8 protein-coding genes are annotated in these 14,216 nt (G+C 69.2%); 6 read left to right on the top strand and 2 right to left on the bottom strand.

The window, feature by feature from the left end; all coding sequences use genetic code 11:
- A partial coding sequence (locus B5F85_RS09635; protein ID WP_087316711.1) for a PBP1A family penicillin-binding protein occupies nt 1-2,119 on the bottom strand: 2,119 nt, incomplete at its 3' end.
- 204 nt (nt 2,120-2,323) lie between these two features.
- Here B5F85_RS09635 and tyrS point away from each other — a divergent pair.
- The 6 genes from tyrS (at nt 2,324) to B5F85_RS09605 (ending at nt 12,811) form a co-directional block, all read left to right on the top strand.
- Nucleotides 2,324-3,541 (top strand): tyrosine--tRNA ligase, encoded by a 1,218-nt coding sequence (gene tyrS / locus B5F85_RS09630; protein WP_087316709.1) that lies wholly within the window; start codon nt 2,324-2,326, stop codon nt 3,539-3,541.
- Nucleotides 3,542-3,739: 198 nt separating this feature from the next.
- On the top strand, nt 3,740-6,271 hold the full coding sequence (locus B5F85_RS09625) for a DUF3656 domain-containing protein (RefSeq protein WP_087316707.1): 2,532 nt from the start codon (nt 3,740-3,742) through the stop codon (nt 6,269-6,271).
- A 98-nt stretch (nt 6,272-6,369) separates the two neighbouring features.
- A complete protein-coding gene (locus B5F85_RS09620; protein WP_072372575.1) occupies nt 6,370-6,606 on the top strand; it encodes a NifU family protein in 237 nt (78 codons plus the stop codon).
- Between the two features lie 28 nt (nt 6,607-6,634).
- Nucleotides 6,635-7,453 (top strand): prolipoprotein diacylglyceryl transferase, encoded by an 819-nt coding sequence (gene lgt, locus B5F85_RS09615; protein WP_204204748.1) that lies wholly within the window; start codon nt 6,635-6,637, stop codon nt 7,451-7,453.
- Nucleotides 7,454-7,766: 313 nt separating this feature from the next.
- The gene (locus B5F85_RS09610) at nt 7,767-12,185 is read left to right on the top strand and encodes an acyl-CoA dehydratase activase (protein WP_204204747.1); all 4,419 of its coding nucleotides are present in this window, start codon (nt 7,767-7,769) and stop codon (nt 12,183-12,185) included.
- On the top strand, nt 12,182-12,811 hold the full coding sequence (locus B5F85_RS09605) for a TetR/AcrR family transcriptional regulator (RefSeq protein ID WP_087316705.1): 630 nt from the start codon (nt 12,182-12,184) through the stop codon (nt 12,809-12,811). Before B5F85_RS09610 ends, B5F85_RS09605 begins: the two co-directional genes overlap by 4 nt.
- Nucleotides 12,812-12,986: 175 nt before the next feature.
- Here the strand turns inward: B5F85_RS09605 and B5F85_RS09600 are convergent, their stop codons facing one another.
- Nucleotides 12,987-14,204, bottom strand: coding sequence for a putative ABC transporter permease (locus tag B5F85_RS09600; RefSeq protein WP_087316703.1), 1,218 nt, complete (start codon nt 14,202-14,204; stop codon nt 12,987-12,989).
- Nucleotides 14,205-14,216 lie beyond the last annotated feature (12 nt).

Genomic DNA, 14,216 nt, shown 5'->3' with positions numbered 1-14,216 from the left:
GGTCGGGGGTCGGGGTGGGCTCCGGATCGGGCGTGGGAGTGGGCTCGACGGGCGTCTCGGGCTCGACGGGCACCGTGGGCTCGTCGACCGTCGAGTCGTCAGTCTCGTCGGTCGTGCCGTAGTCGTAGTCGACGTCAGAGTCGTCGGTGTAGTTCTGCGAGGAGGTGCCCACGAAGGTCCAGGAGCTGTTGGGCTTGTAGGTGGCGGTGTGGTCCGAGGAGGGGAAGTCCTTCCACTCGACGCCCTCGAGGACGGTGTTCATGTACTCGGTCCAGATGGGCTGGGAGGTCTCGTAGGTCTCCGCGTAGCGGCCGTAGATGAGGACGGGGTCGCTGCCCTGGCGGTATCCCATCCAGACGACGGTCGTGAGCTGCGGGGTGAAGCCGCAGAACCAGAGGTCGGAGGCATCGTCGGCGGTGCCGGTCTTGCCGGCGGCGGGCTGGTTGGCGTTGAAGTAGGCGTTCACGTAGCTCGTGGTGTAGCCGGCGTCGAAGACGCCCTCGAGCACCTCGGTGATGTCCTCGGCGACGGCCGAGTCGATGACCTGCTCGCCGCTGTCCTGGTGCTCATAGACGACGTTGCCGTTGCGGTCCTCGATCTTGGTGATGGCGACGGGGTTTCTGTGGATGCCGCCGGAGGCGATCGTGGAGTAGCCCTCGCACATCTCGAGCGGCGTGACCTCGGTGGCGCCGAGCGAGGAGGCGAGGACCGGCTTGACGGGGGTGTCGATGCCCACGAGCTTGGCGGTCTCCTGGAGCTTCTCGATGCCGATGGCCTCGATGACCTGGCCGTAGGCGGTGTTGGAGGAAAGCTCGGTCGCGCGGGCGAGCGTGATGTAGCCGTAGTTGTTGTTGCCGTAGTTCTTGAGGTCAGGCCAGGCGGCGGTGATCCTCATCGGCGAGCTGCAGTTAAGCATGACGGTGGGGCTCATGCCGTCGAGCATGGCCGCGAGCAGGGTGAAGGTCTTGAAGCTCGAGCCCGCCTGGCGCTGGGCGAGCGCGAGGTTGTAGGAGGACTGCCCGGCCTCGGCGTCGTTGCCGTAGTTCTGGCCGCCGACCATGGCGACGATGTAGCCGTTGGAGTTGTCGATGGAGACGAGCGCGGCGCCGATGCCCTGGGAGTCGAGCTTGTCGACCTGGCTGGCGCAGGCCTGCTCGGCGACCTTCTGCTTCTCGGGGTCGAGGGTGGTGTAGACCTTGAGGCCGCCCTGCAGGATGGTCTCGGACGAGAAGTCCTGGAGCAGGAGCTGGCGCACGTAGTCGGTGAAGTAGGGGTAGTCGCCCACGGAGTCGCTCAGCTCGCCGGGGTTGAGGACGATCTCCTCGGCGCAGGTGGCGTCGTACTCCTCCTGCGAGATGTGGCCGGCCTCGAGCATGCGCAGCAGCACGAGGTTGCGGCGCTCCTTGCAGGCCTCCGGGTTGACGAAGGGGTCGTACATCGAGGGCGCGTTGGGAAGTCCCACCAGGACCGCGGCCTCGTTCAGCGTGAGCTCGCTCGCGTGCTTGTTGAAGTAGGTGATGCTCGCGGCCTCGATGCCGTAGGCGCCGTTGCCGTAGTAGATGGTGTTGAGGTACATGTTGAGGATCTGGTCCTTCGTGTACTCCTTCTCCATCTGGATCGAGATGTAGGCCTCGCGGACCTTGCGCTTGAGGGACTGCTCGAACTGCTCGTCGGAGAGGACGGTGTTGCGCACGAGCTGCTGGGTGATCGTGGAGCCGCCGCCGGCGTCGCCGCTGCCCGTGAGCTGGCCCACGACGGCGCGCATGATGCCCTGCGGGTCGACGCCGTTGTGGTCGTAGAAGCGCTTGTCCTCGGTGTCCACCACGCCCTTCTTGACGTAGTCGGAGACCTCGTCGAGCGTGACCGATCGACGGTTCTGCAGGTAGTAGGATGCGATCTCGTTGCCGTCCGCGTCATAGACGCGCGTGGGCTCCGCGACGAGATAGGCGTCGGCGGAGGTGTAGTCGGGAAGGTCCTGTAGCCACGACCCCACGAGCGCTCCCAGTGAGAGCGCGAGCGTGACGCAGAGAAGAGCTATGAAACCGAACACGCCCGCGATGCCAAAGCCGACGAAGTGCGTCTTCGAGTGCGTGCGTGCCCTGCGGGTTCTGATCCCCATCGGGGTCCTCCTGTTCGTGGGGCGTCCGTCCACAGACGGATTCATTATAGAGGTGACGCGGGAGGGCTGCCCCGCCGGCGGTCGCAACGTGTTGAGTCCGTGGACGCGGCGCGTGACGGACGCCCCGGAGAAACTTGCCAAGTTGCGGTATGCTAAACAGTTACGTGGCGGCACGGGCCGCCTGGATTCGAACGGAGGAGAGACGTGCTGCCGGTTGACGAGCAACTCAAGGTGATCACTTCCGGCACGATGCAGATCGTGCCGCTGGACGAGCTCAAGAAGAAGCTCGAGAAGGGCGTGCCCCTCAACATCAAGCTGGGTGTGGACCCCACCTCGCCGGACCTGCACCTCGGCCACGCCGTCCCGCTGCGCAAGATGCGCCAGTTCCAGGACCTCGGCCACAACGTGACGCTGATCATCGGCAACGGCACCGCCCTGATCGGCGACCCGTCCGGCCGTGACTCCACCCGCCCGCCCCTCACCGAGGAGCAGGTCGAGGCCAACGCCAAGACCTACGTCGAGCAGGCCATGAAGGTCCTCGACCCCGAGAAGACCACCATCGTCCACAACGGCGACTGGCTGAAGGGCCTCAACCTCGCGGAGATGCTCAAGCTGATGAGCCAGTTCAACGTGGCCCGCATCCTCGAGCGCGAGGACTTCCACAACCGCTACACCGAGGGCAAGTCCATCGCCCTGCACGAGTTCATCTACCCGGTGCTTCAGGCCTACGACTCCGTCGTGATCAAGGCCGACCTCGAGATGGGCGGCAACGACCAGATCTTCAACCTGCTCGCGGGCCGCGACCTCATGCGCGCCATGGGCATGGAGCCGCAGGTGGCCCTCACGATGCCGCTTCTGGTGGGCACCGACGGCCACAAGAAGATGTCCAAGAGCTACGGCAACTACGTGGGCCTGACCGACGAGCCGGCGGACATGTACGGCAAGGTCATGTCCATCACCGACGAGCTCGTCCCGCTCTACTGGCGCCTGTGCTCCACGGCCGACATGGACAAGCTCGACGCGATCGACGCCGCCTTCGCGGACGGCTCGGCCGACCCGTACGCGCTCAAGCGCGAGCTCGCCGCCAACATCGTTGACCTCTACCACGGCGCGGGCGCGGGTGCCGCGGCGAGCGACGCCTTCGACGCGCAGTTCAAGCGCGCCGAGGCCCCCGAGGACATGCCCGAGTTCCCGCTCTCCGTGGCCGAGCCCAACGACGAGGGCAAGGTCTACCTGGGCAAGCTGCTCGTGGAGGTGGGCATCGCCAAGTCCGCCGGCGAGGCGCGCCGCCTCGTGGACGGCGGCGGCGTCAAGATCAACGGCGAGGCCGTGGCGCCCAAGTGCTACAACGTTGACCCCGCGCTCTTCTCGGCGGGGACCACGGTCCAGTCCGGCAAGAAGCGCTGGGCGCGCCTGGTGTAGCGACAGGAGTCATCTAGGACGCGGGCGGTGCGCCTTCTTTGGCACCGCCCGCGAAGTGTGTAGAGGGGATGCGCAACAATAACGGGCACGAAGCACCTCAGATGATCGCGTTTTCCCAGTTGATCGGTCGTCGCCAATGCGATCAGGCGGTCTTCGTGCCCATTATTTTTGGAGCTTGCCGAGAGAGGCGTCAGAACTATGTCAGGAAGAGCCACGTTTCTTGAGACTCACGGCGTGCCGGAGCTGCTGGCGCCGGCTGGCGGCCCCGAGCCCTTCAACGCGGCGCTCGCGGCGGGAGCTGACGCCATCTACTGCGGCCTGGGCAATGACTTCAACGCTCGTCGCGGGGCAAAGAACTTCGACGACGAGTCCTTCTCGGCCGCGTGTCGTCGGGCGCACCTTGCCGGCGCCCGCGTGTACGTGACCGTGAACGTGGCGATCTCGACCGAGGAGATGCCGCGCGTTCTGGAGCTCGTGCGGCGCGCGTGGCTTCTGGGCGCGGACGCCTTCATCATCCAGGACTGGGGCCTCATGGCCCAGATCCGCCGCACCTGGCCCCAGATCGAGACGCACGTCTCCACGCAGGCCAACGTCCAGGACGCCCGCGGCGTGGCGTGGTGCCGCGACGTCTGGGGCGTCGACCGCGTGACCCTCTCGCGCGAGCTCTCGCTGGCGGAGATCTCGCGCATCGCGGAGGAGGGCGTGGAGCTGGAGTGCTTTGGCCATGGCGCCCTCTGCTTCTGCTATTCGGGCGTGTGCCTGATGAGCTCGCTTGCGGGCGGTCGCTCGGCCAACCGCGGGCTCTGCGCCCAGCCGTGTCGGCTGCCGTATGACCTCGTGGACGAGAAGGGGCGCGTGCTCGAGATTCCCGGCGTTCCCACGCAGGGGCTTCCCGAGAAGAACCGCGGGGTGGGCGGCACGCGCCTGCTCTGCCCCAAGGACTACTGCACCGTCGACCACCTCGCCGAGATGCGCGACGCGGGCGTGGGCTCGCTCAAGGTCGAGGGCCGCATGAAGGCCCCGGACTACGTGTTCTCCGTGGTGGGTGCGTACCGCGACGCGCTCGACGCGCTGGCGGCGGGCGAGCAGGACGAGGTGGCAGCGACGGCGCGCCATCGCCGGCTCAGGCGCGCCTTCAACCGGGACTTCACGGAGAGCTACCTCTGGGGCCACTCCGACAACGACATGATGAGCTACGAGCGCTCCAACAACCGCGGCGAGGTCGTGGGCGAGGTCGTTGGCTCGCGCCAGCTCGAGGACGCCGTCGTGCGCCGCGGCGGCGGCAACGGCGGACGCGAGCGCATGCGCCGCCACACGCGCGCCGACGTCGACGTGCGGCTCACGGCGCCGGTAGGCGCGGGAGACCTGCTGGAGATTCGCCCGGTCGACGACCCCACGCAGTTCCTCACCGCCAACGCCGTCGCCGACGCCCCGGCGGGCGCCGTCATCACGTGCCGCGCCGCCCGGCCGATGCCCGACGGCTCGGTCGTGCGCGTGATTCGCTCCCAGCGCGCTCTCGACGACGCGGCCCGCGTGGCCGACAAGGACGTGGTGCGCCGCCGCCCGGTGCGCGTCCGCGTGGTCGCGCGCCTGGGGGTCCCGTTCAAGGTGGAGCTCGAGTGCGTCGATGGGGCCGCTGCGGCGCGCGCCGAGGGCTTTGTCGTGGAGCCGGCGCAGACCCGCGCCGTGTGCGTCGAGGACCTCGTGGAGCACGTGGGTCGCATGGGCCAGAGCCCCTTTGAGCCCGTGGGCTGGGAAGTCGAGCTCGACCCGGGCTGCGGCATGGGCTTCTCGGCCGTGCACAAGGTCCGCGCGGAGGCCTGCCGCCTGCTGGAAGAGGCCCTGCTCGCCCCCTATGCCGAGCGCGCTCTGTTAATTGGGGACAGTCCCCAATTTACAGATGCGCCCGCCGTCGGCGGTACGTCGGCGGAGCCCGAGGTCTGCGCGCTCGTGACGTGCCCGGAGTGTGCGGAGGCCGCACTCGCGGCCGGCGCGACGCGCGTCTACGCGCCGGCCGACGAGCTTGCCGAGCGTCCCGATGCGTGGCCCGAGGGCACCGTCCCCTGGCTCGACGAGATCTGCCGTGAGGGCGACCACGCTCGTCTGGACCCGTGGGTCCGTGCTGAGGAGCCCGTCGCCGTGGGCAACGTCTCCGAGCTCGCGCTCGCCGCCGCGTGCGGGGCGCTCCCCGAGGTGCGCTCCTGCATCCCGGTCCACAACGTCAGCGCGCTCGCCGCACTCGAGGACGCGGGCGCCGCTGGCGTCTGGCTCTCGCCCGAGCTCACGCTCGACGAGGTCTGCGCGCTCGCACGCGCGGCCCGCGTGCCCGTGGGTCTCTCGGTCTTTGGACGTGAGCGCGTGATGACGAGCGAGCACTGCGTCCTGCAGGCGCTCGACCAGTGCGTCCACGATTGCCGCCGCTGCGCGCTGCGTCGCCGCCGGCTCTCGCTGCGCAACATCGACGGCAGGGAGCTCCCCGTCCGCACCGACGTCAACGGGCGCTCGAGGATCTTCTCGGCAAGCCCGCTCGATGCGACTCCGCAGGCGACGGAGCTCATCGCGGCCGGCGTGTCGCGCCTTCTGGTGGACGGCCAGCTCATGGACTCCGCCGAGGTGAGCGCCGTCGTCGCGCGCGTGGCCCGCGCGGTCGAGGCCGTCCGCGACGGTCGTCGTCCCGCATCCCGAGCGAGCGGCGCCACTTCCGGGCATCTTTTTGCCGGCATTGGGTAACATGTTCCACGGACCACAAGTTGACAATGTCGTCAGGTTATTTTGTCAACCTGCCAACCCTACGCCCCGCAGCCGCGGGGCCTGCGAAAGGACTCATCATGGCCGTTGATCGCGCACTTCTCGACGCCACCCTCGACGTCATCCGTCAGAGCCTCCAGGCGGACGGCGGTGACGTCGCCCTCATCGACTGCACCGACGACGGCGTGGTCACCCTCGAGATGCAGGGCGCCTGCGCCGGCTGCCCGCTCTCGAGTCTCGACATGTCCGAGGGCATCGAGCGCATCCTCATGGAGCACGTCCCCGGCGTGACGCGCGTCCAGCCCGCCGCCTTCTAGCGGGCGAGAAGAACGGGCGGAGAAGAACGTGTTTCTCGATGACCTTTACCACATGCTCGACCCGGTGGCATTCACGCTGGGTCCGCTCACCGTGCGCTGGTACGCCCTCGCCTACCTCGCCGGCTTCATCTGCGCGGGCGTGGTGATGTGGCGCACGCAGAGGCGCTGGAAGCTCGGCCTCACGGCCGATGACATCTTCTCGATCGTGATCGGCGTGGTCTTTGGCATCATCATCGGCGCGCGCCTGTTCTACGTGCTCTTCTACGGGGCGGGCTACTACCTCGAGAACCCGCTCGAGATCTTCATGCTCAGCCACGGCGGCATGAGCTTCCACGGCGGCCTCGTGGGCGCCGTTATCGGCGGCAGCCTGGTGTGCCGGCACTACGGCATCTCCATTCCCACGATCTGCGACCTCGGCGTCATCGGCGCGCCGCTCGGCCTCTTCTTTGGCCGCTGCGCCAACTTCGTGAACGGCGAGCTTTGGGGCAAGGAGACCACGCTTCCCTGGGGTGTCATGTTTGAGACCGGCGGAGGCGTGTACCGTCACCCCTCCCAGCTCTACGAGGCCGTCCTCGAGGGACTCGTGATCTTCGCGGTGCTGTACGTGATGTCGCGCCGTGTGCCGCCGCGCCCGCAGGGCACCTTCATGGGCATGTTCCTCGCGCTCTACGGCGTGTTCCGCTTCCTCGTTGAGTTTGTCCGCGTGCCGGACGCGCAGCTCGGCTACCTCTTTGGCCCCATCACGATGGGCCAGCTGCTGAGCCTTCCGCTCGTTCTTCTCGGTGTCGCGATCTTGGTCGTGGCGCACCGTCTGGTGCGCCCGCAGGTGGGCTACGTCGAGCGGTAGCCGCAGAAGAGAGGTCTCCCGTCGCGGGGCGTGCCTGTGGGCGCGCCCCGCTTTGTGTGCCGTCGAGAGGCGCCGCCCCGGCGCGTGGTTCTTGTCCTCTTGCGGGGACAAGAACCACGCCCTGAGACCAAGAAACCCTGGTCACCCCGCGGTTTTTATCCTCCGCGGAGCACAATAACCCACTCCCACAAGGGGCGTCATCCCGCCGCTCCGGTCCAGACCGACCGTCCTGTGATCTTTTTAGACACGCTGTCTAAAAATCGCTCAAAGCTGGTACAGTCCCTACGGGAAACCGTGAGGCAGGGAGGCGCCCGTGGGCGAGAAGAACCAGCAACTCAGGGTCGGCATCGATGTGGGGTCCACCACGGTCAAGGCCGTGGCGCTCGACCCCACGGGCACCGCGGTCTTCTCGCGCTACGTGCGCCACGGCGCGCGTCAGGCCGCCACGGCCGCAACCGTCCTCGAGGAGCTGCGCGCCGCCTTCCCGGACGCTGCGTTCCGCGCGGCGCTCACGGGCTCCGGCGCGTCCACGCTGGCAGATGCCCTGGGCCTGCCCTACGTCCAGGAGGTCGTGGCCAACTCCATCGCCGTGCGCATCCTCTACCCGGACGCGCGCACGGCCATCGAGCTGGGCGGCCAGGACGCCAAGATCGTCTTCTTCGAACGCGACCCGCGCACGGGCGAGCTCACGGTCTCCAACATGCGCATGAACGGCTCGTGCGCGGGTGGCACGGGCGCCTTCCTCGACGAGATCGCCACGCTGCTCAAGGTTGCCCCCGAGGACTACGACGCCCTCGCCGCCGCCGGCACCACGGTCTACGACATCTCCGGCCGCTGCGGCGTCTACGCCAAGACGGACATCCAGCCCCTCGTCAACCAGGGCGTTCCCAAGGCCGACCTCGCGCTCTCGGCCCTGCACGCCATCGCCAAGCAGACGATCGGCGGCCTGGCGCAGGGCCTCGACATCGTGGCTCCGGTCGTCTTTGAGGGCGGGCCGCTCACCTTTGACCCCACGCTCGTGCGCGTGTTCGCCGAGCGCCTCGGCCTCTCCGCGGACGAGAAGATCGTTCCCGAGCACGCCGAGACCTTCATGGCCCTCGGCACGGCGCTCGCGGTGGACGCGCTCTTCTCGGACCGCCCGACCGCGCTCGACGTCGCCGCCGCGGCAGCGACCCTGCGCGAGCTCGACGCGCGCCCGCCCGTGCCGGAGGAGCCCGCGACCCCGCCGTTCTTCTCGACGCCAAAGGAGCGCGCGGACTTTGAGGCCCGCCACGCCGCGCCGCCGGAGCCCGCGCCCGCCGCGCCGGGCGAGGACGGCGCCCTCAGAGTCTACCTGGGCATCGACTCCGGATCCACCACCACCAAGTTTGCCCTCATAGACGAGCACGGCGCGCTCGTGGACTCCTTCTACGCCTCCAACGAGGGCGCCCCGCTCGACGTGGCCGCCGCGGCCCTGCGCGCGCTCGACGCCCGCCACCGCGCGGCGGGCCACACGCTCAAGGTCCTGGGCGTGGGCACCACCGGCTACGGGGAGCTCATGTTTGCCAAGGCCTTCGGGGCGGACTACCACGTGGTCGAGACCGTCGCGCACGCCCGCGCAGTCCGCGACGTGGTACCCGACGCCACCTTCGTGCTCGACATCGGCGGGCAGGACATGAAGGCCATTTGGCTCGACCACGGCGTCATCACGGACGTGGTGGTCAACGAGGCATGCTCCTCGGGCTGCGGCTCGTTCCTGGAGACCTTTGCTCGCACGCTCGGCATCCCCGTGGAAAAGATCGCCGAGGCCGCCTTCCGCTCGGACGCGCCGGCGCGCCTGGGCAGCCGCTGCACCGTCTTCATGACGAGCTCCATCGTGACCGAGCAGCGCAACGGCAAGACCCCGGACGACATCATGGCCGGGCTCTGCCGCTCGATCATCGAGAACGTGTTCACCAAGGTCGTGCGCGTTCCCAGCATGGACGCGCTGGGCGAGAAGATCGTGGTGCAGGGCGGCACGTTCCTAAACGACGCCGTGCTGCGCGCCTTCGAGCAGCGCGTGGGCCGGCCCGTGACGCGCTCCCCGCACGCCGGCCTCATGGGCGCGATCGGCGTGGCGCAGCTCGTGCGCGAGCGCGCCGCCGAGGGGCTGCGCGCGACGGGCCACGTGCCGCGCACGTCGTTCGTGGGCTTTGACGCGCTCGCGGGCTTCTCGTACACGACCGAGGCCGGCCTCGCTTGCCCCTTCTGCCAGAACCACTGCAGCCGCACGCGCATCACGTTCTCGAGCGGCGCCTCCTGGGTGACGGGCAACCGCTGCCCGCGCGGCGAGGTCGTGGGCGACCCGCGCGACGCCGAGGTCCGCGCCCGCGAGCGCAAGGTCCGCGAGCGCACCGCCCGTGTGCCCAGCCTCTTCGCCGAGCGCGAGCGCCTGCTCTTTCGCGACTACCCCGTCGAGCCCGTGCGCGACCTCGGCGACGACGCGCCCACGATCGGCCTGCCGCGCGTGCTCGCGCTCTGGGAGTGGGCGCCCTTCTGGACCACGCTGTTGCGCGCCCTGGGCTACCGCGTGCGCCTCTCGCGCCGCAGCACGCGCGCGATCTTCGAGCGGGGCCTTCCGGCGGTGACCTCGGACACCGTGTGCTTCCCGGCCAAGCTCGTCCACGGCCACCTGCGCGACCTCGCGGACGCACAGGTGGACCGCATCCTCATGCCGTCCGTGACCACCGTCCCCTCGGACAACGCCGCACCCACGAGCCAGTCCATGTGCGCCGTGGTCAAGGGCTACCCGCTCGTGGTGAGAAACTCCGACAACCCGGAGCGGCGCTGGGGCATCCCCTTTGACGCCCCGCTCTTCCACTGGTACAGCGAGAAGGACCGCGAGTCCCAGCTCGTGGCGTGGCTGCACGACTGGGCGGGCGCCACGCGCGTCCAGGCCCGCGCCGCGGTGCGCCAGGCCCGCGCCGCGCAGGAGAGCTTCCGCGCGGAGCTCGAGCGCCGCGGTCGCGAGGTCCTCGAGGGGGTCGAGAAGGACGGCGGGTACGCGGTGGTTCTCGCCGCGCGACCCTACCAGACCGACGAGCTCGTGAACCACGGCCTGCCGGGGATGCTCGTCCAGGCAGGCGTGCCCGTGCTCACGGCCGACAGCGTACCGGGCGTGCGCGAGGTGGACCTCTCCGCCAGCCGCATCGACGTGGTCAACAACTTCCACGAGCGCATGCTCGGCTCGGCCGTCATCGCCGCGCGCGACCCGCGTCTCGAGTACGTGCAGCTCGTGAGCTTTGGCTGCGGCCACGACGCCTACCTCTCCGACGAGATCGTGCGCCTCATGCACGAGATCGGTGACAAGGCGCCGCTCGTCCTCAAGCTCGACGAGTCCGACGCCACGGGGCCCCTCGGCATCCGCGTGCGCTCCTTCGTGGAGACGGTGCGCGAGCGCCGGGCCCGGGAGCGCGCGGCCGCCGCGCCGCCCGCGCCCCGGCCCCTGGAGGACCCGTACCCCGTCAAGTTCGAGCGCGGGGACGAGAAGGTCTACGAGGTGATCGTCCCCAACACGAGCCACGCCTTCTCGCGGCTCATGGCTGCGGCGGTGAGCCGCCAGGGGCTGCGGGCGGTGCCGCTCGAGCTGGGGCGCGAGCGCGCCATCGAGCTCGGCAAGCGCTACGTCCACAACGACATCTGCTTCCCGGCGCAGATCGTGATCGGTGAGGTGCTCGCCGAGCTCGAGCGCGGCGGGCACGACCCGGACCGCACGGCCGTCATGATGGCCAAGTACGTGGGCGACTGCCGCCTCACGCACTACGGCGCGCTGCTGAGGAAGGCCCTCGACGACGCCGGCTACCCGCAGGTGCCCATCCTCACCAACGACGGCGCGGACTCGCACGACCTGCACCCGGGCTTTCGCCTGGGCGTGGGCCCCTCGATCGACATCGCGTGCGGCCTGCCCATGATCGACGTCCTCGAGGCGCTGCTGCGCAAGGTCCGCCCGTACGAGCTGCGGGAGGGCTCCGCCGACGCGGCCTTCGAGCAGGCGATGGACCTGCTCATGGACGCCATCGCCGCCCGCGGCGCGCGCGGGACGGAGGGCGCCTTCCGACGCGGCCTGGAGCTTCTCTCGGCGGTGCCGCACGACCGCTCGACGCCGCGGCCGCACGTGCTCATCGTGGGCGAGTACCTGCTCAACTTCCACCCCGGCGCCAACCACGAGATCGAGCGCTACCTCGAGCGCAACGGCTTCGAGGTCGTGGAGGCGCGCATGACCGACGTCATCCGCAAGAGCTACTCCTACAAGCACGCGCAGGCCGCCGAGTACCACGCGAGCATCCCCGCGCCCGAGCGCGCCTGGAACGCCCTCGTGGACCGGGTCTTCTCGGCCACGCTCGCCCTGACCGACAAGATCGCGCGCGACTTCCCGCTCTACGAGCGCCCGGCGAGCATGGCCGAGCTGGCGCGCCGGAGCGACCCGATCATCCACCACACCTTCGATGCGGGCGAGGGCATCCTCATCCCGGCGGAGATCCTGGAGCAGGCGGCGCGCGGCGTGCGCAACTTCGTGATCCTGCAGCCGTTTGGGTGCCTCCCCAACCACGTGGTGGGCCGCGGCATCATCAAGCGCGTGAAGGAGCTCTACCCCGACGCGCAGGTCCTGCCGCTCGACTACGATCCCGACGTGAGCCAGGCCAACATCGAGAACCGCCTGCAGATGCTCGTGATGGACGCACGGCCCGACGTGGCGCCGGAGGGGGAGCGATGAGCGAGTCACGGGAGGCCTCGCGCGCGGCCGGGCGCATGCGGGCGCGCCTGGCGGACGCCCTGTGGGGCTGCCTCGAGACGCGCCGCCTCACCGAGGTCTCGGTGGGCGACGTCATCGAGGCGGCCGGCGTGAGCCGGGGCTCGTTCTACTACCACTTTGCCGACCTCGACCACCTGGTGGCGTGGGCGCTCTCCCAGGAGCTGCTCAACTCCGACCGCGCGGGTCACTCGTTTCTGGTGCTCGCCGCGCAGCAGGAGCGCCCCGAGGAGACGCCCGCGGTCTCGCGCAGCCTCGCGCGCGTGGGCCTGCTGCTCGACCGCGGCGGGATGAGCTCGGTCTTTGAGGTGACGCTCGACGCGATGCTGCGCCTGTGGCGCGACGCCCTCTGCGCGGAGGGCGAGGAGCTGCCCGACGAGGTGGTGGCGCAGCTCGAGTACGCGGTGGGCGGCACGGTGGGGATGCTCTCGCGCGCCCGCTCCTCGACCGAGGCCAAGCGCCGGATGTCGATGGCCTTCGTCCACGAGCGGCACCTCTGGCTCGTGGCGCGCGTCGCCGAGGTGCTGGGCGTGAGCCCGCGCGAGCTGGCGGCGCGCCTGGAGCGCGTCCGGCGCGCGGCGACGGCGTGACGCGCGTAGGTCCGGACCCGCTTGCCCTTCTCGCCGCCCCTGAGGGTTCTCCGCGAAAATCCGGCAGTTTGGTACGTTAACACGGGTTCCAAACTGCTGATTTTTCGCGGAGAACCAGAGTGGGCGAACGAGGAGAACCCGCCGTGCCGGGCGAGAAGAACGCGCCGCCCCAACCCTACGCGCGGGCGGAGTCCTCGGGCGTGATCGTCATGGACTGGAAGCGGTGCGCCATGTAGGCGTCGTCGTAGTGCTCTGCGTAGAACTCCTCGACCGGCGATGACGGCGCGAGGCCACTCTCACGTTGGTACCAGCACTCGAGGGACTGCAGCGTCATGACGCCGTTCACGAGCATGAGCGCCGCGCACACGGCGGTCACGGAGTAGCGCGCCTGCCAGGGGATGAGGTTGATGAGCTTGAGCAGCCACGGCAGGCAGACCTTGATCCAGACAAAGCCCAGCGCGCCCCACATGCACATGAAGAGCGTGGACGTGCGGCCGCCAAAGAGCGCGGCGATGGGGTCGGGGAACAGGCCAAAGATCGTGGAGCCCGAGTAGTCCCAGGCCACGGCGCCAAAGCCCACCTGCATGAACCAGGAGACCGCCGCCTCGAAGAGGCCGCCGATCACCGCGGAGACCAAGAAGATGACCACCGGGTTCGCTCGGTAGAAGCGGTTGAGCGCCACCGTCATGAGGACGGCGCCAAAGCCGTAGATCGGCGAGAAGGGCCCGTAGAGCATGCCGGCGCGGTCCTGGTAGACGCCGGGGTCCACCACGACCATGTGGTAGACGGTCTCGATGATCAGCCCCAGCACGCAGCAGACCACAAAGACCCAGAACAGGTTGAAGAAGTCGAGCTCGATGAAGCCGCGGTCGCCCTTGGCGCGCCCGAGCGTGCCGGCCTCGGCGGCCTCCTCCGTCTCCATGTCGCGCAGCTTGCGCTGGAGCTGGCGCTCCGTGACGAGCGTGGGGTCGATGGTCGCGGAGATCACGACGAGGATGAGCAGGCGCACGCCGCTGTAGATGAGGTTGTCGCCAAAGCCGTTGAGCATGATCTCGAGGATGAGGTTGACGACGCCCACGCCCACGAGGCCGTAGGCGATCTGAGCGACGTGTCGACGGCGGTTTCGCAGCATGAGCACGCCAAACGCGACGTAGCCGGCCGCGCCCACGAACATGGTCACGATCTGCAGGACCGTGAGCGTCATCGTGAGCGTGACGTCGTGGCGCTCGCGGAAGAGCTCGGCTCCGTACTGGACGAGCGGGACCGTGATGAGGGCGATCAGCGCGATGACGGCTGCCGCCGTGACGAGGCAGTAGATGCCGTAGAGCTTGAGCAGCGGCGAGATCTTGCGGCTCTCGGCGGGGACGGCCGCGTGCGCGGGGGCTTTGCTCATGAGGGTTCCTTC

This window comes from Olsenella sp. An293 (assembly GCF_002159495.1).
Classification (GTDB): domain Bacteria; phylum Actinomycetota; class Coriobacteriia; order Coriobacteriales; family Atopobiaceae; genus Thermophilibacter.
Note: the sequence above shows the minus strand (reverse complement) of the source record. Positions and strands in the feature narration are given on the sequence as shown.